The sequence below is a fragment of the Shuttleworthella sp. genome, from assembly GCF_057251025.1.
Genome location: NZ_DBHIDN010000007.1, coordinates 25645 through 50530 on the forward strand (window position 1 = coordinate 25645; position 24886 = coordinate 50530).

At 55.9% G+C, this 24886-nt stretch carries 25 protein-coding genes; all 25 read left to right on the forward strand.

Annotated features, from left to right (window positions below):
• Window positions 1-25 precede the first annotated feature (25 nt).
• Window positions 26-688 carry a precorrin-8X methylmutase gene (locus tag ACO5R6_RS03025; RefSeq protein WP_485625711.1) on the forward strand — a complete coding sequence of 221 codons (663 nt, stop codon included), beginning with the start codon at window positions 26-28 and terminating at the stop codon, window positions 686-688.
• Window positions 685-1863 carry a cobalt-precorrin-5B (C(1))-methyltransferase CbiD gene (gene cbiD, locus ACO5R6_RS03030; RefSeq protein ID WP_485625712.1) on the forward strand — a complete coding sequence of 393 codons (1179 nt, stop codon included), beginning with the start codon at window positions 685-687 and terminating at the stop codon, window positions 1861-1863. Before ACO5R6_RS03025 ends, cbiD begins: the two co-directional genes overlap by 4 nt.
• Before the next feature lie 7 nt (window positions 1864-1870).
• Window positions 1871-2650, forward strand: a complete 780-nt coding sequence (gene cobM, locus ACO5R6_RS03035; protein ID WP_485625713.1) for a precorrin-4 C(11)-methyltransferase — start codon at window positions 1871-1873, stop codon at window positions 2648-2650.
• A 26-nt stretch (window positions 2651-2676) separates the two neighbouring features.
• Window positions 2677-3846, forward strand: a complete 1170-nt coding sequence (locus ACO5R6_RS03040; protein ID WP_485625714.1) for a cobalt-precorrin 5A hydrolase — start codon at window positions 2677-2679, stop codon at window positions 3844-3846.
• A gap of 70 nt (window positions 3847-3916) precedes the next feature.
• Window positions 3917-4645 carry a precorrin-3B C(17)-methyltransferase gene (gene cobJ, locus ACO5R6_RS03045; protein ID WP_485625715.1) on the forward strand — a complete coding sequence of 243 codons (729 nt, stop codon included), beginning with the start codon at window positions 3917-3919 and terminating at the stop codon, window positions 4643-4645.
• Window positions 4642-6738 (forward strand): precorrin-6A reductase, encoded by a 2097-nt coding sequence (cobK, locus tag ACO5R6_RS03050; RefSeq protein WP_485625716.1) that lies wholly within the window; start codon window positions 4642-4644, stop codon window positions 6736-6738. Before cobJ ends, cobK begins: the two co-directional genes overlap by 4 nt.
• A 33-nt stretch (window positions 6739-6771) precedes the next feature.
• Window positions 6772-8244 carry a cobyrinic acid a,c-diamide synthase CobB gene (locus ACO5R6_RS03055; RefSeq protein ID WP_485625717.1) on the forward strand — a complete coding sequence of 491 codons (1473 nt, stop codon included), beginning with the start codon at window positions 6772-6774 and terminating at the stop codon, window positions 8242-8244.
• Window positions 8241-8474 (forward strand): cysteine-rich small domain-containing protein, encoded by a 234-nt coding sequence (locus ACO5R6_RS03060; RefSeq protein ID WP_485625718.1) that lies wholly within the window; start codon window positions 8241-8243, stop codon window positions 8472-8474. The genes ACO5R6_RS03055 and ACO5R6_RS03060 overlap by 4 nt, the downstream gene beginning before the upstream one ends.
• Before the next feature lie 191 nt (window positions 8475-8665).
• Entirely contained in the window at window positions 8666-9130 is a 465-nt protein-coding gene (locus ACO5R6_RS03065) for a ribosome maturation factor RimP (RefSeq protein WP_485625719.1), read from the forward strand.
• A gap of 34 nt (window positions 9131-9164) precedes the next feature.
• A complete protein-coding gene (nusA, locus tag ACO5R6_RS03070; protein ID WP_485625720.1) occupies window positions 9165-10340 on the forward strand; it encodes a transcription termination factor NusA in 1176 nt (391 codons plus the stop codon).
• Complete coding sequence (gene rnpM / locus ACO5R6_RS03075) at window positions 10337-10591, forward strand: RNase P modulator RnpM (RefSeq protein ID WP_485625721.1); 255 nt, start codon at window positions 10337-10339, stop codon at window positions 10589-10591. The genes nusA and rnpM overlap by 4 nt, the downstream gene beginning before the upstream one ends.
• 3 nt (window positions 10592-10594) lie before the next feature.
• Window positions 10595-10909 carry a L7Ae/L30e/S12e/Gadd45 family ribosomal protein gene (locus tag ACO5R6_RS03080; protein WP_485625722.1) on the forward strand — a complete coding sequence of 105 codons (315 nt, stop codon included), beginning with the start codon at window positions 10595-10597 and terminating at the stop codon, window positions 10907-10909.
• A 13-nt stretch (window positions 10910-10922) separates the two neighbouring features.
• Window positions 10923-13760: a translation initiation factor IF-2 gene (gene infB / locus ACO5R6_RS03085; protein ID WP_485625723.1), complete on the forward strand. Its 2838-nt coding sequence runs from the start codon at window positions 10923-10925 to the stop codon at window positions 13758-13760.
• A 24-nt stretch (window positions 13761-13784) separates the two neighbouring features.
• Window positions 13785-14162: a 30S ribosome-binding factor RbfA gene (gene rbfA, locus ACO5R6_RS03090; RefSeq protein ID WP_485625724.1), complete on the forward strand. Its 378-nt coding sequence runs from the start codon at window positions 13785-13787 to the stop codon at window positions 14160-14162.
• Window positions 14149-15099: a DHH family phosphoesterase gene (locus ACO5R6_RS03095; protein ID WP_485625725.1), complete on the forward strand. Its 951-nt coding sequence runs from the start codon at window positions 14149-14151 to the stop codon at window positions 15097-15099. Before rbfA ends, ACO5R6_RS03095 begins: the two co-directional genes overlap by 14 nt.
• A 50-nt stretch (window positions 15100-15149) precedes the next feature.
• The gene (gene truB / locus ACO5R6_RS03100) at window positions 15150-16097 is read left to right on the forward strand and encodes a tRNA pseudouridine(55) synthase TruB (RefSeq protein ID WP_485625726.1); all 948 of its coding nucleotides are present in this window, start codon (window positions 15150-15152) and stop codon (window positions 16095-16097) included.
• On the forward strand, window positions 16094-17032 hold the full coding sequence (locus ACO5R6_RS03105; protein WP_485625727.1) for a bifunctional riboflavin kinase/FAD synthetase: 939 nt from the start codon (window positions 16094-16096) through the stop codon (window positions 17030-17032). Before truB ends, ACO5R6_RS03105 begins: the two co-directional genes overlap by 4 nt.
• Before the next feature lie 126 nt (window positions 17033-17158).
• The gene (gene rpsO / locus ACO5R6_RS03110; RefSeq protein ID WP_006906262.1) at window positions 17159-17425 is read left to right on the forward strand and encodes a 30S ribosomal protein S15; all 267 of its coding nucleotides are present in this window, start codon (window positions 17159-17161) and stop codon (window positions 17423-17425) included.
• Between the two features lie 92 nt (window positions 17426-17517).
• Complete coding sequence (locus ACO5R6_RS03115; protein WP_485625728.1) at window positions 17518-19608, forward strand: polyribonucleotide nucleotidyltransferase; 2091 nt, start codon at window positions 17518-17520, stop codon at window positions 19606-19608.
• Window positions 19609-19672: 64 nt separating this feature from the next.
• Window positions 19673-20449 (forward strand): segregation and condensation protein A, encoded by a 777-nt coding sequence (locus ACO5R6_RS03120; protein ID WP_485625729.1) that lies wholly within the window; start codon window positions 19673-19675, stop codon window positions 20447-20449.
• Window positions 20436-21008 (forward strand): SMC-Scp complex subunit ScpB, encoded by a 573-nt coding sequence (scpB, locus tag ACO5R6_RS03125; protein WP_485625730.1) that lies wholly within the window; start codon window positions 20436-20438, stop codon window positions 21006-21008. Before ACO5R6_RS03120 ends, scpB begins: the two co-directional genes overlap by 14 nt.
• A gap of 160 nt (window positions 21009-21168) precedes the next feature.
• Complete coding sequence (locus ACO5R6_RS03130; protein ID WP_485625731.1) at window positions 21169-22581, forward strand: carboxyl transferase domain-containing protein; 1413 nt, start codon at window positions 21169-21171, stop codon at window positions 22579-22581.
• Window positions 22582-22594: 13 nt separating this feature from the next.
• Window positions 22595-23305 carry an OadG family protein gene (locus tag ACO5R6_RS03135; RefSeq protein WP_485625732.1) on the forward strand — a complete coding sequence of 237 codons (711 nt, stop codon included), beginning with the start codon at window positions 22595-22597 and terminating at the stop codon, window positions 23303-23305.
• 16 nt (window positions 23306-23321) lie between these two features.
• Complete coding sequence (locus ACO5R6_RS03140) at window positions 23322-23681, forward strand: biotin/lipoyl-containing protein (protein ID WP_485625733.1); 360 nt, start codon at window positions 23322-23324, stop codon at window positions 23679-23681.
• Between the two features lie 26 nt (window positions 23682-23707).
• Window positions 23708-24856, forward strand: coding sequence for a sodium ion-translocating decarboxylase subunit beta (locus tag ACO5R6_RS03145; RefSeq protein WP_485625734.1), 1149 nt, complete (start codon window positions 23708-23710; stop codon window positions 24854-24856).
• Window positions 24857-24886: the final 30 nt, after the last annotated feature.

Genomic DNA, 24886 nt, shown 5'->3' on the forward strand with positions numbered 1-24886 from the left:
GGCCGGGCGATATGAAGGAAGAAGCATGAGAGACGACGGGGCATTTAAAAACATCGAGTATCTTGGGCCCATGGAGATTGAGAGTCGGAGTATGGAGATCATCAGCCGGGAGCTGGAGCAAATGGGAATCTCCCCGGACCCGGTCCGGGCACCGACAATCAAGCGCTGCATTCACTGCTCGGCGGACTTTGACTACGCAAAGACGCTGAAGTTCTCTTGGGATGCTGTCGCCAAGGGAGTTACCCTCCTTCGGTCGGGGGCGACCATTGTGACAGACACCAATATGGCGCTGGCAGGCATCAATAAGAGGGCCCTGGACTTCTGCAAGGCAAAGGCGGTCTGTTTCATGGCGGACCCGGAGGTCGCAAGAGAGGCGAGAGAGCGGGGAGTGACCCGGGCGCTTGTCTCTATGGAGAGGGCCGGTCGTCTTGCCGGCCCGATCATCATCGCTGTTGGGAACGCGCCGACCGCTCTTCTGGGCCTCTATGACATGATCCGGTCCGGGATCTTCATTCCGGATCTTGTCATCGGCGTGCCCGTCGGATTTGTAAACGTTGTGGCCTCCAAGGAGAGAATCATGGCATCGGGTGTCTCCTACATTGTCAATGAAGGCCGCAAGGGAGGAAGCAATGTTGCCGCCGCCATTGTCAACAGCCTTCTCTACCAGGTCGAGGGAAGCCGCGCATGAGAGAGAAATTAAAGTCCGGATTTACGACAGGATCCTGCGCGGCGGCCTGCGCCTACGCGGCGTCATACATCCTCTTATCAGGCCGCAAATTAGACGGGGTGACCATCATGACACCCGCTGGGAGAAAGTACCGGACAAGCCTCTCCGGGGTACTTGTGGAAGAGGAGGCAGTGACCTGCTATGTGCGAAAGGAATCCGGAGATGATCCGGACGTAACCCGAGGCATGCCGGTGGGAGCCAGGGTCAGTCGGAGGATTCCCGCTCCGATTCTGGCTGAGCCCGGGCTCTATCTGGCCAGCTGTGATGTCAAGGAGAATCCCCTATCTCAGATAGTCTACATCGACGGGGGAGTGGGAGTCGGACGAGTGACCAGGGAGGGCCTGGATCAGCCGGTGGGGGCGGCCGCCATCAACCGGGTTCCTCGCCGGATGATCGGCCAGGAGGTCTGTCGGGCGGCGGATTTCTGGGATGAAGAGGGGCCCTTTTATGTAGAGGTCCTCCTGCCGCAGGGAGAGGAACTCGCAGGAAAAACCTTCAATCCGAGGCTTGGCATTGAGGGAGGTCTGTCTGTGTTGGGGACAAGCGGGATCGTAGAGCCTATGAGTGAGGCCGCCCTCCTCGACACAATCTATGTGGAGATGAGGCAGCACGCCAGGCAGGGGGATAAGATCCTCTATCTGGCTCCGGGCAATTACGGTCGGGATTTTCTCCGGAGAACATATGGATACGACCTGGAGAGCGCGGTTAAGATCTCAAATTATGTGGGAGAGGCCATCGACATGGCGGTGGACTTGGGATTCGACCGCTTGATACTGACCGGACACCTGGGGAAAATGGTCAAGCTGGCCGGGGGCATCATGAATACGCACTCCAGGATAGCGGATTGCCGGATGGAATTGATCGCTGCCGCGGGGATTCGCCGGGGCCTGGATCTTGCTCTTCTTCGAGAACTTCTGGTCTGTCCAACGACCGATGCCGCCTGCAAGCTCCTGGATCAGGCCGGCCTTCTGACGCTTGTGATGGACGACTTGATGGACCAGATCGCCGGTCATCTGAATCGGAGGGCGGCCGGCAAGATTCAGGTAGAGGCAATGACCTATGTGGATGCCTACGGATGTCTGGCCAAGACAGGAGGGGCAGAGAAGCTGCTGATGCGGCATGAGAGAGGGAAATGAGGCGCTTATGGTGCATTTTGTCGGGGCGGGCTGCGGAGCGGCAGACCTGATTACTGTGAGGGGAATGTATCTGCTCGGGAGAGCGGATGTGATCATCTATGCCGGGTCACTTGTCAATCCGGCCCTCCTTGACTATGCCAAGGAGCCATGCAAGATCTATAATTCGGCCAAGATGACTCTGGAGGCGGTAATGGATGTCTTCCTGGAGGCAGCGGAGGATGGACTGGATCTTGTTCGCCTGCACACAGGGGATCCATCCCTCTATGGGGCGATCCGAGAGCAGATGGATCTTCTGGACCGGGCACAGATTCCCTATGATATCACCCCGGGAGTAACCGCGGCCTTCGGGGCGGCCGCCTCTTGTGGGATCGAGTTCACGCTTCCGGGAATAAGCCAGACTCTGATATTAACCCGTATGGAGGGGAGGACGGCTGTGCCGGACCGGGAGAGGATCGAGAGCCTGGCCGCTCACAGAGCCTCCATGGCGATTTATCTGTCCGCCGGCATGCTGGAAGAACTGGCAGACCGCTTGATTGCAGGCGGTTATCCGGCAAGTACGCCGGCCGCCCTCGTGTATAAGGCCAGCTGGGAGGAGGAGGAGTCCTATCTCTGTACGCTGGAGACACTGGCGAAAACGGGGAGAGACCATGCCATCACAAGAACCGCTCTGATTCTGGTAGGAGATGCGGTCAGTCATCAGACCTATGACAGGAGCAGACTCTACCACCCGGACTATGCCACCGGATACCGCCCGGCCGGCCGGGGGGATCCGGATCAAGGACCTTGACTTGCCGGAGAAAGAGGAGGGAAGAAGTGGAAATCGGGATCTGTCATTTCTCGCCCGCGGGGGCGAAATTAGAAGAGAAAGTCTGCCGCTTTGAGAATCTTTCGGCGGGAGAGAGAATTCACTGGAACAAGCGGAGGAAACAGAGCCTGAATGTCTGGGCAGAAAAGGGATTCTCGCAATTTGACGCCATGGTCTTCATCGGGGCCTGCGGAATTGCCACCCGGGCCATTGCCCCCTATATCAGGGATAAGTTCACAGACCCGGCCGTCCTCTGCGTGGATGACAGGGGACGCTATGTGATCCCCATTTTGAGCGGTCACATGGGCGGAGCCAATCAGCTCGCGGTCCTTCTGGCTGAATGGCTTGAAGCGGTTCCGGTTGTGACAACGGGGACGGATTGCGCCGGGGCCTTCGCCTGCGACCTCTGGGTCAAGAAGAACGGACTCGGCATATATAATCACCGGGGAATACAGGAGATCTCCTCCGCCGTCCTGCGCAAGGAGAAGGTCGGGATCTGGTCTGAGGAGGAATTCAGACCGGGAACCTGTCCCCCCAGGGAGCTGGAGCCGGAGGACTGGTATGCTGTCCTCTCGGCCCTGCGAAGGAGGGAGCAGCGGACTCATATCCTGGTCTTCTCATCCTATCAAAGGGCAGAGAACTTTTCCGCCCAGCTCAGCCTCCACTGTGATGATGATAGCGGAGGCAGAGGAGAGCTGGGCTGCCTGATTCTCTATGCCAGGCCCTATATTGTCGGCGTCGGCTGCCGGGCGGGCATAGACTTTGAATCCCTCCGGGCACAATATCATGATTTCCTGAGACGGCACCGGATCGATCCCCATCAGGTCCTTGCACTGGCCTCCGTCGACCGAAAGAGCAGGGAGCCCGCTCTTGTGTCTTTGCGGCGGCAGGAGGGCCTCTCTCTCTACACCAGAAGTCCGGAGGAGCTGATGAGGATAAAGGGGAAATTTCATCACTCGGATTTTGTCATGGAGACGCTTGGCTGTGACAATGTGTGTGAGCGGGCGGCGATGGCGGTAGCCATGGATCTCTCCAGGGGAAGAAGGGACGAGGGCCGGGAGTCCGCGAATGGCCCGGATCGTGATCCTAAGGGAGTCGCGGAGCTTCTGCTTCCCAGAGAGACCGGGGATCAGGTGACCCTGGCCCTTGTCGGACGAAAGATCCTTCTCAACTTCTAGGAGCGGTGTCTTCTGCCCTGGCCTGCGCCCCCGAAGATGGAAGAAAAAGAAACAATATAAAGGAGATCAGGTGAAAACACTCTATGTTGTGGGCATGGGGCCCGGCAAGGAAATCTATATGACCATTGAGGCCCGGCAGGTTCTCATGGAGAGTGACGTCATTGTGGGGTATCCGGTCTATCTGGAGCAGTTATCGGAGGAATTCGCGGGGAAAACCCTCCTGTCCACCCCCATGAAGAGGGAAAAAGAGCGCTGTGTCATGGCTTTCGAGGAGGCTATGAAGGGAAAACAGGTATCGATGCTCTGCTCCGGGGATGCAGGCGTCTACGGCATGGCCTCCCTCATGTATGAGATAGGGCTCGCCTATCCGGACATAGGTCTTCGGATCATCGCCGGTGTAACGGCGGCCAATTCCGGAGCAGCTATGCTGGGCGCCCCTCTTGGCAACGATTACTGCCTGATCTCTCTAAGCGATCTTTTGACTCCGATGGAGACGATAATAAAGCGGCTTCATGCTGCGGCGGAAGGGGACTTCTCCATTGTCCTCTACAACCCCTCCAGCAAGAACAGAGGAGATTACCTGGCCAGAGCCTGCGACATCTTTCTTACATATATGCCGGAGGATCGCCCTTGCGGGATCGTTGAGAATATCGGACGAACCGGCGCGAACATGCAGATTCTGACCCTGGGCCAACTGCGGGACCGGAAAGTGAATATGTTCACGACCGTATTCATCGGTTCTTCTTCTACCGTGCGCATGGGCGAGCGTCTGGTGACGAGGCGAGGATATCAGCTATGAAACATGTGGTGATTTTTGCAGGTACAACGGAGGGAAGGAATCTGGCGACCATTCTGGACCTGGCGAAGGTCCCCCTGGATATCTGTGTCGCCACAGATTACGGAGAAATGGTTCTCCCGGCCTTTCGCGGGGCTCACATTCACAAGGGACGGATGGATCAGGCCCAGATGGAGATTTTTCTGACAAGAGAGCCAAAGCCCCTGGTCGTTGATGCTAGCCACCCCTTCGCCAGAGAGGTATCTGAAAATATTCGGGCAGTCACAGAAAAGCTCGATTTGGATTACCTGCGTCTGCTTAGGGATGAGGATTCCTATCTGGATCGGGAGAATGTGAGGATCTTTGCCGAGATCGAAGAGGGGGCGGACTTCCTCAATTGCCAGGAGGGAAATATCCTTCTGACAACCGGGTCTAAGGACTTAAAGAGGATCAGCACACATATTGACGACCTGTCCAGGGTCTATGCCAGAGTCCTTCCTACAGAGGAGAGCATTCGACTCTGTCATGAGGCGGGTCTCTTCGGCCGCCAGATCATCGCCATGCAGGGGCCTGTCTCCCGGAAGATGCACCAGGTCAGCCTGGAAGACCTGCAGATCAAGTGGCAGATGACCAAAGCCTCCGGCAGGATCGGCGGCGTGGAGGAAAAATTAGCTGCCGCCGCACTCTCCGGGGTAAAGACAGTGATGATATCCCGACCGCCGGAGCAGGGCTATTCCTTTCGTCAGATCCTTCGCATCATGGCGAATCGCCTGGGACTCGGCATGGAATTAGAGCGCGAATGGGAGGGATTGGAGGCAAGGGGCTGTACGGCTTCCTGTCCAAAGATTCGTCGGACAAAGAGCGACAAGCGGATCCTGCACCTGATCTCCGTCGGCCCCGGGCAGGAGAACTATCTGACGGAGGAAGCCAGACAGGCGCTTTTGGACTGTCAGCTGATCTTCGGGGCAAAAAGCATTTTAGACCGCCTGCAGCTGCCGGAGGACCAGGCAAGGGTGGCAGAGTACCGTCCGGACTATGTGCAGGAGTATCTGGACCGGCGCCCGGAGATCCTGATCGCAGGAGTGGTCTTCTCAGGTGACCTGGGATTCTTCAGCGGAGCGGCAGCCTATCCCGGTCCGCTTGATGCCAATAGGGAGCCTTCTTATGGCTTGGACTGGGCCAACTGGGAGGTCATTCGCCACAGCGGGATTTCCTCCCTGCAGTACCTGGCGGCTAAGGCGGGCCTTGCCTGGGATGATGCCAATTTCATCAGCCTGCACGGAAGGGAAGGGGACGTTCTGGGACAGATCACAAGACATGAGAAGAACTTCCTTATCTTCAGCAGTGGAGATCAGGTCAAAAGTCTGGCCGAGAATATACGGATGCAAGGAGAGAAGCGGACCCTGATTCTGGGGTACCGGTTGGGCTCTAAGGAGGAAAGGGTCCTCTTTTGCGGCCCGGATGAGGCAGCCGCTTATGACTATGAAGAGGGACTCTGGTCTGCTTTTGTTATCGGCAGGAACCGGCCCCGCCCCCTGATGCCGGTCCTGGAAGACAGCCGCTTCCTTCGGGACCGGGTTCCCATGACCAAGGAGGAGGTCCGCCACCTGTCGGTTCTCGCCCTGGGCTTAGAGGCGGGGGATATCCTCTATGATATCGGAGCCGGAACCGGGTCCATCTCCATTGAGGCCGCCGGTTTCAGCCCGGACATCAGGGTCTATGCCATTGAGCAGAAGGCGGAGGCGGTTGACCTGATACGGAGGAACATCTCGAAGTTTGGCTCAGGCAATATTGAAGTTGTGGAGGGCAGAGCTCCGGGAGCTATGGAAGACCTGCCGGCTCCGGATGCGGTCTTCATCGGCGGATCCGACGGTTCGCTCCGGCCCATCTTCGAGGGTCTCTGGCGCTATGGCAAGCCCATACGATTTGTCTTGAACGCCATTACTCTGGAGACCCTGTCCGACTATCAGAAGATGGCGGCAAGTCTTCCAATCTGCCGGGAGAAGATCAGCCTGATCCAGGTCTCTCGCGCCAGAAAGGTCGCCTCATATCACATGATGACGGCGGAGAACGGAGTCTATATCATCAGCGGAGTCCTGGGCCAGCTTGAGTCTTAGACAAGAATTCCCCTATTCTGTGAGGAGATATCAATGACAAGTCGCGTCATGATTGCCGCGCCCATGAGCGGGTCCGGCAAGACTACAATCACCTGCGGCCTTCTGGCTGCCCTTAAGAAGAGGGGCAGGAGGCCCATCTCCTTCAAGTGCGGGCCGGACTATATCGATCCCATGTTCCACCGGCGCATGCTGGGTGTAGAGTCAGACAATCTGGACCCATATTTCCTGGATCAGGGGGGGATCTGCCGGTTGATGACAGAAGATATGGACCGGGCCGGGACCGATTTCGCCCTGGTCGAGGGGGTCATGGGCCTCTATGACGGTCTGGGAGGGATTCGGCCGGAGGCCTCCTCCTATCAGCTGGCGGTCTGGACCAAGACCCCCATCCTCCTCGTGGTCAATGCCGGGGGAGTGGGGCGGAGCATTGTCTCTCTCCTGCGGGGTTTTCTGGAGGACGATTCGAAGGGCCTGATCCGCGGCTGTATCTTAAACCAAGTGTCCCCTTCCTTCTATCCAAGCTTAAAGGGACTGATTGAAGAAGAACTGGGCCTTCCGGTCTGCGGCTATCTGGCAAGGGAAGAGAAGATCTCCATTGAGAGCAGACATCTGGGTCTGATGACGCCGGACAGCCTTTCGGATCTTGAGGCCCGGCTCAAAAGGCTTGCGGATATGGCGGAAGAGGGGCTGGATCTTGATCTGATTGAGAAAATCGCATGTCAGGCCCCGGACCTCTCAGGAGATGTGATCCCGGACCGGACCGGGGCAGCCAAAGCAGGGGGAAAGGGAGACGAGAAGGGGGAGGCGGCAGGCCGGCGCAGAGGAGGGCCGCAGGCCAAGCTTCGGATCGGACTGGCCAGGGACCGGGCTTTTTCTTTCATCTATCCGCACAACCGGAGAATCCTGGAGGAGATGGGGGCGGAGCTGATTCCCTTCTCGCCGATCTGTGACCGACACTTGCCGGAGGATATCGACGGATTGATCCTGTGCGGGGGCTATCCGGAACTCTATCTGAAAGAACTGGAGGACAACCGGTCCCTGCGGGAGGATATTCGCCGGGCCATTTCGGAAGGAATGCCGTCGATCGCGGAGTGCGGCGGCTTTCTCTATCTTCAGGACCGGGTCGCAGACGGCAAGGGACACAGCTACCGGATGTGTCGCGTTCTGCCCGGGAGGGCGGAGAAGAAGAAGCATCCGGTTCGCTTTGGCTATCTGGAACTCTCCGGTGGGACGGAGGGGGATTTCCTGAGAGGGGGAAGGATTCGGGGGCACGAGTTCCACTACTATGACACGGATGCCAACGGGTCTGACATGCTGGCCGTAAAACCGGTCACAGGCCGCAGCTGGCCCTGCGCCTTCTCAGATGAGAAGCACTGGTGGGGATTCGCCCATCTCTACTATGCCTCCTGTCCCGCTTTCGCCGCAAATTTCCTGGATGCCGCAAGAAGTTACCGTAATCGTATGAGAGGGGAAGAGAAGGAGGATCTCTTCCGGAGGAGAGACCAGTGAAGAACTCATTTCGATATTTTGAGAACAGGGACTGCAAATACTATCCCTGCCATAAGATGGAGCATATCAACTGCCTCTTCTGCTATTGCCCTCTGTACAGCTATGATTGCCCGGGCAAGTATGAGATGAGAGAGATTCGGGGCCGGATGGTCAAGCTGTGTACAGAATGTACCTATCCCCACAGGGCGGAGAATTACCCGGAAATCATCCGCATTTTAAGCGGTCGGTGAGGTATTTCCAGAGGGAGACCTTGCGATTGCTCTGAAAGGGCAGGATTAGAAGAAAAAGGCTAGAAAAGGCTAGAAAATACGAATGAATGCTTGCAAGAAAGAGCAAATGGTGTTAGTATACATGTGTTGTAGTTGGGAGCGGATCCGAGAGGACCCGCTCTCAACTTGTGTTGAGCAGGACAGGAGACAGAATGTCACAGAGAGAGACCTATGAGGCCAAGACGGAATCCTTCCTCCTTCCAATCCTGGAGAAATTTCATTTCTCCCTGGTGGATGTGGAATACGTCAAGGAGGGGGGCCAGTACTACCTTCGCGCTTACATCGACAAGCCCGGGGGGATCACGATTGACGACTGTGTTGAGGTCAGCAGGCAGATGAATGAAATCCTGGATCGAGAGGATTATATCGACGGGATGTATACATTCGAGGTGTCATCTCCAGGCCTTGGTCGACCGATTAAGAAGGAGAGGGATTTTAAGAGGAATCTCGGCAAGGAGATCGAGGTCAAAAGCTATCAGGCCATCGACGGCCGGAAGGAATTCACCGGTTTCCTGCGCGACTACACGCAGACTGAGATCACGATTGAGACGGAGACGGGGACGCGAAAGATGAACCGGGCAGACATAGCCTTGATTCGAGAGACTTTCGACCTTTGATGAGATATTCCGGAACATATTTAGGAGGAAGAAAATGGGTAACACAGAATTACTTGAAGCGCTCGATGCCCTGGAGAGTGAGCGCAAGATCAGCAAGAAGAACATTCTCGAGGCGATCGAGAAGTCCCTCGTGGCTGCCTGCAAGGTGACCTACAAGTTCTCGGACAATGCGACCAACCTGCGGGCTCTTGTGGACCGGGAGACGGGAGACTTTCATGTATTTGTCAGGAAGACGGTTGCCGATCCCGTGACAAACCCGCAGAATGAGATTTCCCTGGAGGAGGCCCAGGCCATCGACGGGGGTCTTAAGATCGGAGATACGGTTGAGCAGGAGCTGCAGTCGCACGATTTCAGCCGCATAGCTGCATCGACGGCCAAGAATATCATGAAGCAGATGATCCTGGAGGAGGAGAGAAAGATCCTCCTGGATGAGTACAGCAAGATTGAACACGACATCGTCACAGGCGTTGTGCAGCGATTCATCGGAAGGAACATCTCCGTGAACCTGGGCAAGATAGACGCCTTCCTTCCTGAGAGCGAGCAGGTGAGGGGAGAGCACTACCATCAGGCAGACCGGATCCGGGTCTACGTGCTTGAGGTCAAGGACGCGGCCAAGGGGCCCCGGATCCGAGTGTCCCGCACCCATCCGGAGCTTGTGAAGCGTCTCTTTGAGGAAGAAGTCACCGAGGTCAAGGATGGAATTGTGGAGATCAAGGCGATTGCCCGTGAGGCGGGAAGCCGCACGAAGATGGCGGTCTGGTCCAACGATCCGGATGTAGATCCCCTGGGCGCCTGCGTCGGCGTCAACGGAAGCCGCGTCAACGCGATTGTCAATGAACTGCACAATGAGAAGATTGATATCATTCACTGGAATGAGAACCCGGCGATGCTGATCGAGAATGCCCTGTCCCCGGCCAAGGTCATTGCCGTGCTGGCAGATGAGGATGCCAGAGAGGCCAAGGTCGTCGTCCCGGACTATCAGCTCTCTCTTGCAATCGGCAAGGAGGGACAGAACGCCCGCCTGGCAGCCAGACTGACCGGATATAAGATCGACATCAAGTCCGAGACCCAGGCCCAGGAGGCAGAGGGCTGGCTGGATTATGAGGACGAGTATGACGACGATTACGACGATGAGTACGAGGACGAATCCGATGATGGCTATGATAAGGAGGAGTACCGGACGGAGTCCGATGAGGACGATGAGCTATGAGTTCGGGACACATTCCCATGCGCATGTGTGTCGGTTGCCGGCAGATGAAGCCCAAGCGTGAGCTCCTTCGTCTGAAAAGGGGGGAGGGACGTCTCTATATCGATCCTTCCCGCAAGGGACAGGGTCGGGGAGCCTACCTGTGCTCCGATCGGGATTGTCTGGCCAGGGCGATCCGAAACAGAGCTTTTGACAGGGCTTTTCACATGAGAGTCAGTGATGACCTACTTAAGACATTGAGCGAGGAGATGTAATTCATGGATCGTGTTCTTCAATTTCTTGGCATCTGTGCCAGAGGAAGACATATACAGAGCGGGTCTTTTTCCGTGGAGAAGAATGTGAAGAAACACAGGGCCGCCCTGGTCCTTATCGCCGGGGATGCCTCAGAGAATACGAAGAAAGATTTCCGCGACATGTGCAGCTCATACCGGACGGAGTATCGTATTTACGGAAGCAAAATGGCCATTGGACACGCCATCGGGCAGGAGATGCGCGCCGTGGTCTGCGTGACGGACAGGAAGATGGCAGAGGCTTTGTGCCAAAAGATTGACGCGGAGTCCACAACTGAATAAGGGAGGACCAGGAATGGCAAAAATCAGAATATATGAATTAGCAAAAGAGATCGGGGCGGAGTCCAAGGACATTCTCGCCCTGGCGCAGAAAATGGGTGCAGACGTCAAGACGGCCTCCAGTGGACTCGCGGAGGAGACGGTTGACAGAATCCGCAGGCATTTCGACAAAAGCGCCGTAAAGAAGGAAGGGTCGGACGAGGCGGCCGACAGAGGGGCGGACAGGGTACAGGCAGAGCCTTCTGCGGACAAGAAGACCCGGCCGGAGGAAGTGAAGACGCATACGGGAGACGTGAAGAAGGCTGAGGCTCAGGCTTCCGCGGACGGCTCTGCGGAGGGCCAGACCAGGCCCAAGAAAAAACGTGTCAGATTCATCATCAACCACCAGAATATGAGCAATGGCGGCGGAGATGCAAGAGGCAGGAGAAAAGAGGGGGACCGGCGCAGGAATCGGGAGGACCGCCGGCAGGGAGACAGAAAGACCCCGAATCCGCAGAGAGGCATCATCCGCCCCAAGGGCTTGGTCTCTCAGCGGACCCTTAGCCCCAGTGAGCCCCGGGAGGACCTTGCCGACCGCATGACGGCGGGCGTAGGCGAGGCAGAGGCATACGAGCCGAGGGAAAGTCAGGCAATACCGCAGGAGTCTCCCGCTCCTGAGCGGCCTGCCGAGAGGGACCAGGCCCCGAGAAGAGACCAGGCCCAAGGAACAGACCGCCCGGTCAAGAAGGAGCCCAAGAAGCCTGCCGCAAAGGGAATCGGCATTAAGATTCTCGGCCACATCGACCTGTCCAAGTCTTCTTACGGGAACAACCGGGGCAGGGGATCGGACAGCCGTGGATCCAACCGCGGCCGCAGCAACAGTGAGTTCGGCTCTCGCAGAACGGACAGCGGGCAGGCCGGCCGCAAGCCCATGCCTTCTGCAGCCGCGAATCCGCTTGCTTCGAATAACAGCGGCAGAAAGAATTACGGCGGGAATGCATCCGGCAATCGCAGAAGAAGAGATGACAGAAACCGTCATGCCGAGAATATGGTCTCGCTTGAGAAGACCACAACCAAGCGCAACCGGAACAAGAACAAGGGAACGGAGCGAAATATGGAGGAACTGCTGACCATTCAGCTGCCCGAGCATCTGACCATACAAAGCCTGGCTGAGAAGATGATGGTAACTCCCTCTGAGGTGATCAAGAATCTGTTTATGAAGGGGACCATGGCGACCATTAATACAGAGGTGGACTATGAGCAGGCCGAGAAAATCGCGGAGGAGTTCAACTGCATCTGCGAGCCGGAGGAGAAGGAAGATGTAATCGAGGAACTCCTGACAGATGTCGAGGATGATCCCGCAAGTCTTGTTCCAAGACCCCCGGTTGTCGTTGTCATGGGACACGTTGACCACGGTAAGACTTCTCTTCTGGATAAGATTCGCCAGTCCAACGTGTCAGGCAGGGAGGCCGGCGGTATTACCCAGGCGATCGGCGCCTATACCGTCAAGGCCAAGGACCGGAGGATTACCTTCTTGGATACCCCCGGACATGAAGCCTTTACCGCGATGCGAATGCGGGGAGCCAACTCCACGGATATTGCCGTCCTGGTTGTCGCCGCAGATGATGGTGTCATGCCGCAGACCGTTGAGGCGATCAACCACGCCAAGGCGGCCGGTGTGGAGATCATTGTCGCCATCAACAAGATTGACAAGGTCGGCGCCAATGTAGATCGGGTGAAGCAGGAGCTCTCTGAGTATGAGCTGATTCCGGAGGACTGGGGCGGATCTACGGTGATGGTTCCGGTCTCCGCCCGCACCGGAGAGGGGATTGATAACCTGCTCGACATGATTCTCTTGACGGCGGATGTCCTGGAACTCAAAGCCAATCCCAGCCGCAATGCCAGAGGTGTCATCATCGAGGCCAAGCTGGACAGGGGGAGGGGCGTTGTCGCGACTGCCCTGGTGCAGAAGGGAACCCTGCATGTGGGCGATTATATGGCCGCAGGCGCAAGCTTCGGTCGTATTCGGGCCATGTCCGACGATCACCACAAGAGGGTCAAACAAGCAGGCCCCTCTGTTCCTGTTGAGATTCTAGGCCTGTCCGAGGTGCCGAACGCCGGAGAGATCTTCAATGTTCTCGACTCGGACAAGGAAGCCCGGGCCTATGCCCAGACCTTCGTGGAGGAGTCCAAGTCTAAGCTCCTGGACGAGACCAGAGCCAGGACCAAGCTGGGGAATGTCTTCGATCAGATCAAAGCGGGTAGTATGAAGGAACTGGACCTGATTGTAAAGGCAGATGTCCAGGGATCCGTAGAGGCTGTCTCCTCAGCCTTAGAGAAGCTGTCCAACGAAGAAGTGATCGTCAAGGTGATCCACGGAGGCGTCGGAGCCATTTCCGAATCCGATGTCGTTCTGGCCTCGGCCTCAAACGCGATCATCATCGGATTTAATGTCCGCCCGGACACCGTCGCCAAGAATATGGCAGAGGATGAGGGTGTTGATATTCATCTCTACTCCGTCATCTACAACGCCATCGAGGATATCGAGGGGGCGATGAAGGGAATGTTGGAGCCCGTCTACGAGGAGAAGGTCATCGGACACGCGCAGGTTCGCCAGATCTTCAAGGCATCCGGCGTCGGCAATATCGCAGGTTCTTATGTCCTGGATGGTCAGGTGGAGCGGGGCTGCAAGGTCCGGATCAGTCGCGGCAAGGATCTGATCTGGGAGGGCAATCTGGCTTCCCTGAAGCGATTCAAGGATGACGTCAAGGAGGTCAAGGCCGGCTACGAGTGCGGTCTTGTCTTCGACGGCTTTACCGATGTGCAGGTGGACGATGAGATCGAGGCCTACAAGATGGTAGAGGTTCCGCGCTAGAAGCCGATCTTTTGAGGAGAACGCATGAGAAAACGCAGTATTAAAAACAATCAGATCAATGAAGAAGTTCTGCGCGAACTCTCAAAGATTATCCGGGAAGATGTCAAGGATCCCAGGGTCAGCCCCATGACCAGCGTAACCTTGGTCCAGGTGGCTCCGGACCTAAAGACGGCCAAGGTCTATGTCTCCGTGCTCGGAGACCAGGAGGTCGGGATCAACACCATCAGGGGTCTTAAGTCTTCCGCGGGATTTATTCGGGGCAGACTCGCGCATGGGGTTAATCTGCGAAACACCCCCGAACTCTTCTTTATCCTGGACGACTCCATTGCCTATGGGGTCCACATGTCCAAGCTGATTGACCAGGTAAATGAAGAGGACGCAAGACATCATGAAGAAGATTGACGAGCTGATCCGTGATCGGAGAGTCATCGGCATCACGGCTCATATTCGCCCGGATGGAGATGCCATCGGTTCTTCCCTGGGCCTGTGGAATTATCTGACCAAGAGGTATCCGGATCGGGAAATTACCGTCTATCTGGATCCTCTGCCGGCCAAGTTTCGCTTCCTGCCGGGGGCAGACCGGGTGCAGACGGTGGGAGAGGAGGACAAGGTATTTGACCTCTTTATCACACTGGATTGCGGGGCCATTGACCGTATCGGCCCCGCCGCCAAGTACTTTTACGCCGCCAAGGAGACGGCCTGCATCGACCACCATGTCCGCATGGGAGACTTTGCCCGGATCAATTACATTTTCCCGGAGGCGAGCTCTACGTCAGAGCTGGTCTTCGACCTGATCGACCATGCGGCAATCGACAAGGAGATCGCCCAGTGCCTCTACATGGGCATTGCCCATGATACAGGGGTTTTCCAATATTCCTGCACTTCGGAGAAGACCATGCGCATTGCCGGAAGACTGATGAGTACGGGGATTGACTATTCCGGTATTATTGACGCGACTTTTTCCTCCCGCGGCTTCGAGCAGAACCGAATCCTGGGTCATGCCTTAGATAAGGCGAAGCTCTATTGCGGCGGGCGATTTATCGCGTCCTATATCACGGGAGAGGAGATGGAGGCCTATCATGTTGCGCCTGCGGATCTGGACCTGATTGTCAGTCAACTCCGAATCACCAGGGGCGTAGAGGTAGCCTGCTTTCTATACCAGGTCGGACCGGAGGACTTCAAGGTCAGTCTCCGTTCCAACGGAGACATCGATGTGGCGGCCCTTGCGATGGCCTATGGGGGAGGAGGACACGTCAAGGCGGCCGGCTGCAGCACAGGGCTTCCGGCGGAGGATGCCATCCGTCTCTTCGCTGACCGGGTGGCAGAGAGCTTGAACTAGATCCGCCTTGTCCGCGGCTGTCGGCAGACGATTTTGTGATGGAGAGAAGCATGAGATCCGGAATACTCAATGTCTATAAAGAAGCCGGCTTTACATCCTTTGACGTCGTGGCCAAGCTACGGGGAATCCTGCATGTCAGAAAAATCGGCCATGCGGGAACGCTGGATCCGGCGGCAAGGGGCGTCTTGCCCGTCTGTATCGGAAAGGCGACCAAGACAGTGGGGCTGATGACGGACTGGACCAAGACCTATCTTGTCGATATGCAGCTTGGCATTCGGACGGACAGTCAGGATATGACGGGGACGGTTCTCGAGGAAAGACCGGTGACGGTCAGCGAGGATATGATCCGACAGGTCCTGGCCTCGTTTGTCGGTCCGCAGGACCAGATTCCCCCCATGTATTCGGCCAAGAAAGTCGGCGGCAAGAAGCTCTATGAGTATGCCAGAAAAGGGATAGAAATTGAGCGAAAGGCCAGTCGGATTATCATATACGAGATTGCGGTCTGCTCGATTGATTTGCCGCATGTCATGATGCAGGTGACCTGTTCCAAGGGAACCTACATCCGCACCCTCTGCTCGGATATCGGCCACTCTCTGGGATGCGGGGCTGCCATGGCCGACCTTGAGCGAATGCGGGTCGGGAGTTTTGACAGAGAGACAGCCCTTACGCTCGATCAGATTCAGACAGCCGTCTCCGAGGGGAGGCAGGGGGAGATTCTCCGCCCGATTGATGCTGTGTTCTGCGATCTCCCGAGCGTGAAGTTCCCAGAGTGTCTGACTCTGGCGGCTAAAAACGGAGCACCCGTGGGAGAGGAAGTCTTGGAGCAGTGCACATTCTGGGAGGGCCCGGGAGGCGAGTGTCGGGCCTATGACTGGTCCTCTGCTGAGCAGGGACAGGGCTTTCGCGCCTATCTGGCGGACGGGGCTTTCCTTGGAATCTATATGAGATGTAAGGAGGGACTACGGATCAGGACCTTCTTCTATGAGGAGACGGTATGAGGTACCTCTGTGGTCCCGGGCGGGATCAGATCCATGAAGACAGTGCGGTCTGCGTCGGCAAATTCGATGGTGTCCACAGGGGCCACCGGCTCTTGATCGAAAAGACCATAGCCGAGGAGAAGCGGGGGCTCAGATCCGTCGCTCTGACCTTTCGGACCTCTCCCCGCAGATTTTTGGGTCAGGAGAACTTTAATCTTGTGGATACGAGGGAGAAGGGAATCCTCCTCGAGGAGACCGGGATTTCCTATCTGATGCAGTGGGAATTCAACCGGCAGGTGGAGCGGATGAAGGCGGAGGACTTTCTCGGCCAACTGATTCGCGACCTGTCGATGAAGACCCTTCTTGTGGGAGAGGATTTCCGCTTCGGCTACCGGGGGGCGGGTGATGTCTCCTTGATCTGCAAGCTTGCGCCTAAGCTCGGATATGAGGCCAGAATTATTCCCAAGCTCAAGGAGGGGGGAGAGGATATCTCGTCCAGCCGCATTCGCCGCCTGATTCAGGAGGGACGGATCGAAGAGGCCAATTCCCTCCTGGGCTATCCCTTCTTCTGCTACGGAGAGGTAATCCGAGGGAGACAGATTGGCAGAACAATCGGAATTCCAACCATCAACCTCTCTGTGGCTGAGGACAAACTCCTGCCAAGCTATGGAGTCTATGTGACCAGGGTCCTCATGGGAGAGAATGCCTATTGGGGAATGACCAATGTCGGTGTCAAGCCGACCATTTCCGGAGTTCACACCCCGGGCATTGAGACCTATCTGATGGATTTTACGGGCGATATCTACGGACAGGAGGCGCGAGTAGACTTTCTTCACTTTGTGAGACCCGAGAGAAAATTTGAGAACTTGGCGGCTCTTAAGGATCAGATCGGGAGGGACCGGATCCGGATCGAATCCTATATCAGTAGCCGGAGGGATCATTCGGGAGGGGTTTGACATTATCGCTTGTTATTTCTCAGGCAAGTGTGTTAGAATCGCTTAGTAACTGAGGCCGTACTCAGTGCGCGGAGACTCCGACCCGCACTTGGTACCGACGGATGTGTATGGATAAGGAGGATCAAGATGATCGCTAAGGACAAGAAGACAGCTATTATTAATGAGTACGCCAAGGGCGCGAACGACACCGGTTCACCGGAGGTTCAGATCGCCGTTTTGACGGCTCGCATCAACGAGTTGACCGAGCACATGAAGAAGAACCCCAAGGACTTCCACTCCAACCGCGGTCTTCTGAAGATGGTCGGTAAGAGACGTAATCTCCTGGGCTATCTCAAGGACAAGGATATTGAGAGATATCGTTCCCTAATTGAGCGCCTGGGTCTGCGTAAATAAGGATTGCTTAGGCGGAGTGCGAATCACTCCGCCTTATTTTTTCGGCATATGGCTTTTGAACATAGGCCTTGTATCAACGGAGAAAATTGACTATGAAGACATTTCGAATGGAACTGGGCCAAAGAGAGCTTCAGATTGAGGTGGGCAAGGTCGCCAAGCAGGCCAATGGCGCCGTCTTGATCCGCTATGGAGAGACAACGCTTTTGTGCACGGCGACCGCAAGCGAGAAGCCGCGGGATGGGATTGACTTCTTCCCCCTGTCTGTGGAATTCGAGGAGAAGTACTATTCTGTCGGCAAGTTCCCGGGAGGCTTCAACAAGAGAGAGGGTAAGGCCAGCGAGAATTCCGTCCTGACCGCCCGGGTGATTGATCGCCCCATGCGTCCCCTCTTCCCCAAGGACTATCGCAATGATGTCACCTTAAACAACCTGGTCCTCTCCGTAGATCCTGACTGCCGACCCGAGCTGGTTGCCATGATCGGCACGGCCATGGCGACCGCTATTTCAGACATTCCCTTCGACGGTCCCTGCGCAATGACCCAGCTGGGCATGATCAACGGTGATCTGGTGATCAACCCCTCGCAGTCTGACTGGGATAACGGAGACCTCCGTCTGACGGTTGCCTCTACCAGGGACAAGGTCATTATGATTGAGGCCGGAGCCAATGAGCTCTCTGACCAGGAGATGATTGACGCCATCTACAAGGCCCATGAGGTCAATCAGACCATCATCGCTCTGATCGACCAAATGGTTGCGGAGGTCGGCAAGGAAAAGCATGATTATGAGCATGTGTCGATTGACCGGCAGATGTTCGAGGACATGAGGCAGATCGTGACGCCGGATCAGATGGAAGAGGCGGTCTTCACAGATGACAAGAAGACCCGTGAGGAGAATATTCGGAAGCTAACAGACCGCCTTGCCGAGGCGTTTGCAGACAATGAGGCCTATCTGTCCGTCTTAGATACCGCTGTCTATCAGTATCAGAAGATGACGGTTCGAAAGATGATTCTAAGAGACCACAAGCGGCCGGACGGCCGGGCTCTGGATCAGATCCGGCCCCTGTCAGCTGAGGTGGACCTGATTCCCCGTGTCCACGGCTCTGCCATGTTCACAAGAGGACAGACCCAGATCTGCGATATTGTTACTCTGGCCCCCCTGTCCGAGGCGCAGAGGGTTGAGGGACTGGATGCCAATATCACGGGCAAGCGCTATATCCACCAGTACAACTTCCCCTCCTACTCCGTGGGAGAGACCAAGCCCTCCAGAGGACCGGGACGGCGCGAGATCGGCCACGGCGCCCTGGCAGAAAAGGCGCTTCTTCCGGTGCTCCCGTCTGTGGAGGAATTCCCCTATGCGATCCGGGCTGTATCCGAGACATTTGAGTCCAACGGCTCTACATCGATGGCCTCAACCTGCGCCTCCTGCATGTCCCTGATGGCTGCCGGAGTTCCCATCAAGAAGATGGTAGCCGGGATCTCATGCGGCCTTGTGACAGGAGATCGGGACGATGACTATGTTCTTCTCACGGACATCCAGGGTCTGGAAGATTTCTTCGGGGATATGGACTTCAAGGTGACCGGAACAAGGGACGGCATCACGGCAATTCAGATGGACATCAAGATCCATGGCCTGACCCGGCCTATCGTCGAGGAAGCGATTCGCAAGACCCATGAGGCCCGTCTCTTCATTATGGACAGTTGCATGTCCATGGTCATTGACCGGCCCCGTCCGGAACTGTCCAAGTATGCGCCCAAGATTGTTCAGATCCAGATTGACCCGTCCAAGATCGGAGATGTGGTCGGCCAGAGAGGGAAGACCATCAATGAGATTGTCGACCGGACCGGGGCCAAGATCGATATCGATGAGTCGGGAGCCGTATCGGTATCAGGCATGGATATGGCCGGGATTGAAGAGGCGGTTCGTCTGATCAAAATCATCATAACGGATTTCGAGAAGGGACAGCATCTGACCGGCAAGGTAGTTTCGATCAAGGACTTCGGCGCCTTCGTCGAATTTGCTCCCGGCAAGGAGGGAATGGTTCATATCTCCCGCATTGCCAACCAGCGAATTGACCGTGTCGAGGATGTGCTGACCCTGGGAGACCTGGTTGAAGTGGTTTGCCTGGGCAAAGACAAGATGGGACGGATGTCCTTCTCCATGAAGTCCTCTGACCTGGCTCAGTGACTTATAACCCGATGATCCCGCTCGCCGGACTTGCCCAGCGAGCGGTTTTTTTATCAGAGATGCTATGGAACTCAAAGTAAAATTAGAGGCCTTTGAAGGCCCCCTGGACCTTCTCCTTCATCTGTTGGACAGAAACAAGGTCGATATCTATGATATCCCCATTGTCGAAATCACCAATCAATACATGGACTATATGGAAGCCATGAAGGGAGAGGCCCTGGAGGTTACCAGCGAATTTCTGGTCATGGCGGCAACCCTCCTTGCCATTAAGTCCCGGATGCTTCTGCCCAAGTCGGATGCGGACGGGGATTTGGATGAGGAGGACCCGAGGGCAGACCTGGTCCGGCAGCTCCTGGAGTATAAGCTCTATAAGTACATGGCAGATCAGCTGAGAGACCAGCAGTCGCTGGCCAAGCTGCACTTTTACCACAGTCCCTCTATGCCGGAGGAGGTCCGGGCCTATGAGCCGCCGGCGGATCCCAACCGCTTGATTGAGGATTCCGGAGTCGACTTAAACCGGCTCTACGAGGTCTTTCAGGAGGTCTTGCGGAGGCAGGAGCGGAGGATTGATCCCATCCGGGCCAAATTCGGCAACATCAAGAGAGAAGAGATATCAGTTGATGACCGGATTGCGAACCTGAGAGCCTATGCCAGAAGCAGGAGATTTTTTTCTTTCGAAAGTCTCCTCAGGAAGAGCGGGAGTCGCACGGAAACCGTCGTTACCTTTCTGGCTATCTTGGAGATGATGAAGGCCGGGGATATCGTGGTCTGCCAGGAGGAGCGCTTCGGCGAGATCCGAATCGAGTCCCGGCTTGCGGAGGAAGAACATGGAGAAAAATAATCTATACAAGGTGATCGAGGGGATTCTCTTTACTATGGGAAATGCTGTCGATCCTGCCCGCATTGCGGGAGCTCTGGATCTTCCTCTTGATGACGTGATCGGATGTCTTGAGCAGATGAAGGAGGACTATGCGAGAGAGGACCGGGGGATGCAGATCATTTCCCTGGAGTCTTCCTATCAGATGTGCACCAGCACAGACATCTATGATGCTCTGATTAAGATTGCCAAGCAGCCAAGGAGACAGATCCTGACCGATGTGATGCTTGAGACCCTCTCGATTGTCGCCTACAAGCAGCCGGTGACCAAGGCGGAGGTGGACAAGATTCGGGGGGTCTCCTCGGATCACGCCATAAGCCGGCTGATTGAATACGACCTGATTGAAGAACTGGGACGGCTGAATGCTCCCGGGAGGCCCATGCTCTTTGGGACAACAGAGCAGTTCCTTCGGTCCTTCGGTCTCTCTTCCCTGGACGACCTGCCGGCTATGAATCCGGTCAGGGTTGAAGAATTCCGGAGAGAGGCCTCCGAGGAGGCCTTGCGGCTGGATGTCGAGGTCTGATCATCCGCCTGAATTTTCATTGAATTCTCAGGACAAGAGAGATACTATTATTGTGTTGGCTTTTGGACTATTTTCGGAAGAAGGTATCCGATAGACCGTAATCCTCGTGCAAAATATACACAAATACGGGGGAGAGATAATTATTTATGGAGGAATGAGCATGAGTAATGCAGCAATAAGCCCTGCGTTCCGAAGAATCGAATCTCTTCTTGACGATCACAGCTTCGTGGAAGTCGGAGCCCTTGTGACCTCAAGAAGCACCGATTTCAATTCCCAGGACCGGAAAGCCCCGTCGGATGGGGTTGTAGTCGGCCATGGAACCATTGACGGGAACCTGGTCTTCGTGTACAGCCAGGATCCTCAGGTAATGGGCGGATCGATCGGGGAGATGCACGCCAAAAAGATCTGCCAGACCTATGAGATGGCGGTCAAGGTCGGAGCGCCGGTCATCGGCCTGCTTGATTCCACCGGAATCCGCCTCCAGGAGTCTGTAGACGCCCTGGACGCGATCGGAAGCATCTATGCCAAAGCGGCTTGTGCTTCAGGAATTATCCCTCAGCTGACGGCCGTCTTCGGCTCATGCGGCGGAGGACTCAGCATTCTGACCTCAATTTCGGATTTCACCTTCATGGAGACAGACGCAAAGCTCTTTATCAATTCCGCGGATGCGATTGAGGGCAACTGCAAAGAGACGCTCGACACCGCTTCTGCCCCCTTCCAGTTTGAGGCCGGCAATGTGGACGGAGTCGGTGACGAGAGAGAAATTCTCGCTCGGATCCGGGCTCTGATCAGCTTGATCCCCGGGTCTAACCTGCAGGAGGGAGAGGTCTCTGAGGCTGCGGATGATTTAAACCGCGCCTCTGAGGGACTTGATGAGAAGCGGGAGAAGGCCGGCCTCTTCGCGGCAGAGATTGCGGACAATTATGAGTTTTTCGAGACCAGGGCCGGCTTCGCCGGAGAGATGACCACCGGCTTCGCTCGTATCGGAGGAATTACGGTTGGTGTCTTCGGAAATAATCAGGCGGCAGGAGACCGGAACCGGGGCGACCAGCTGACGGTCAACGGAGCATACAAGGCGGCGGATTTCGTCCGCTTCTGCGATGCCTTCGACATCCCGCTTCTCAGTCTGACCAATGTAGCTTCCTATGAGGCCAGCATCTATGCGGAGAAGGCCCTGGGACAGGCAGTTGCCCGCTTGACCTATGCCCTGGCGTCTGCCACGGTCGCCAAGATCAATGTTGTCATGAAGAGAGCTGTAGGCACGGCCTATCTTGCCATGAATTCCAAGCCGATCGGTGCAGACCTGACCCTGGCCCTGCCGGATGCCAAGGTGGAGATCATGGATGCCAAGCTGGCAGCCCAGGTCATGTATGCCGGAGCTGATCCCGCAGAGCAGAGTAAGATGGCCAGGGCCTTCGCATCCAAGCAGTCAGACCTCAGCGCTGTCTGCGGAAGGGGCTATATTGATCGGATTGTCGATTTTGCGGATCTGAGAAAGTATCTGATCGCAGGATTTGAGATGCTCCTCACCAAGAGGGAGGATTACACATTTAAGAAGCACGGTACCAAGTGAGAAAGGTGAGACTATGAGAAAGAAACTAGGACTTCTCGCTCTGACCTTGATCGGTGTTTTTGTTCTGGCCGCCTGCGGGAGTTCCAAAAACAGTTATAGCGGTTATTCGGAGCAGGATATTCAGTCTGTCATTCAGAAGACAGCCGGTCAGCTCCAGTCCTTGTCTTCGGATGAGGCAAAACAGTATCAGAACTATTACAGCAAGAACACCAAGGAAGAGAATGCTGCGGTCTATGCGGAGATGTTCGCCAACTGGGCCGCAAACCGCGACCAGGCGGGAGATTTCCAGGATTACGGGGAATTCAGTCTGAACAAGTCGGGGAAGACCCTGACCGCAAGCCAGGTCTTGAAATACAGCAAGCGAGACCTGAAGCTGATCTATGTCATGAAGGCCAAGACCATGGAGGTGACCTCCATTAATATTGAGCCGGTCTACAGTCTGGGCGAGACCATGGGAAAAGCCGGACTCAATGTCATCATGGGGATGGGAACGGTCTTTGTCATGCTGATCCTGATCTCTGTTCTGATCAGTCTCTTCAAATACATCCCCGGGTCAGGCGCAGCCGTCGCAAAGCCGGTCCCGGAGCCGGAAGAGGAATTTGACGATGAGGAAGAAGACACAGGTGACCTGGAACTGGTCGCTGTGATTTCGGCAGCCATTGCGGCGTCCACAGGAAGCGCAACCGATGACTTCGTTGTTCGCTCTATTAAGAGAAGATATTAATCAGGAGGATTTCAAAATGAAGAATTACACCATCACTGTCAACGGCAACACCTATGATGTCACGGTTGAAGAGGGGGCCGGTTGTGCTTCCGCCCCCCGTACCCGGACCGAATCTTCTCCGACAGAGGCAGCTCCTGCAAAGGCCGCTCCTTTAGGACAGGGATCTATCCGTATTGAGGCGGGGGCAGCGGGCAAGGTCTTTAAACTCAATGTTCCGGTCGGAACTTCCGTCAAGAAGGGAGAGACGGTTCTGACGCTTGAGGTCATGAAGATGGAGACGCCGGTCGTTGCCGCTGAGGACGGAACGGTCGCATCCATCGAGGTGACGGAGGGTCAGCAGGTTGAGGCCGGCGATCTTCTGGCTACAATGAATTAAGCGGCATTTCCAGGAGGAACGAATACATGAGTTATGTTTTGGAGACGATGTCAAACCTCCTCGGTCAGACAGCTTTCGCGAGCCTCACTCCCGGAAACTATGTCATGATCGGCGTGGCCTGCGTCTTCCTCTTCCTTGCGATCAAGAAGGGCTTTGAGCCCCTCTTGCTGGTGCCGATCGCGTTCGGCATGCTCCTAGTCAATATTTACCCTGACATCATCGCAAGTCCTGAGGATACCAGCAACGGCGTGGGAGGTCTGCTCTATTATTTCTATCAATTGGACGAGTGGTCGATCCTGCCCTCCTTGATCTTCATGGGCGTCGGAGCAATGACCGATTTTGGCCCCCTGATCGCCAATCCCATTTCATTCCTGATGGGAGCCGCCGCCCAGCTCGGAATCTATCTGGCCTATTTTTTGGCCATGTTTATGGGCTTCTCGGACAAGGCGGCCGCAGCCATTTCCATCATCGGAGGCGCGGATGGGCCCACCTCGATTTTCCTGGCAGGCAAGCTCGGACAATCTGCCCTGATGGGGCCCATTGCAGTGGCAGCTTATTCCTATATGTCTCTGGTTCCCATCATCCAGCCCCCCATTATGAAGCTCTTTACGACAGAGAAGGAGCGGAGCATTCACATGGGCCAACTTCGCCCTGTGTCAAAGCTTGAGAAGATTCTCTTCCCGATCATTGTCACGATTGTGGTCTGCCTGGTGCTGCCCACGACAGCCCCCCTGGTCGGCATGCTGATGCTCGGCAATCTCTTCCGAGAGTCCGGCGTGGTTCGCCAGCTGACGGACACCGCATCCAATGCCATGATGTACATTGTTGTCATCCTTCTGGGAACGTCTGTGGGAGCGTCCACGTCCGCAGAGGCCTTCCTCAATGTGACTACGATCAAGATTGTTGTCCTCGGCCTGATCGCCTTTGCTTTCGGGACCTTCGGCGGCGTGATGCTCGGAAAAATCCTGTCTCACATTACGCACGGAAAGATCAATCCGCTGATCGGGTCTGCCGGAGTCTCTGCCGTGCCGATGGCGGCCCGTGTCTCACAGAAGGTGGGAGCGGAAGCGGATCCGACCAACTTCCTCCTGATGCACGCAATGGGACCCAATGTCGCCGGAGTCATCGGGACCGCTGTCGCGGCAGGCGTTTTCATGGCTATCTTTGGAATATAATAATACTTGTATCACTTGTTGAGAGGAGAG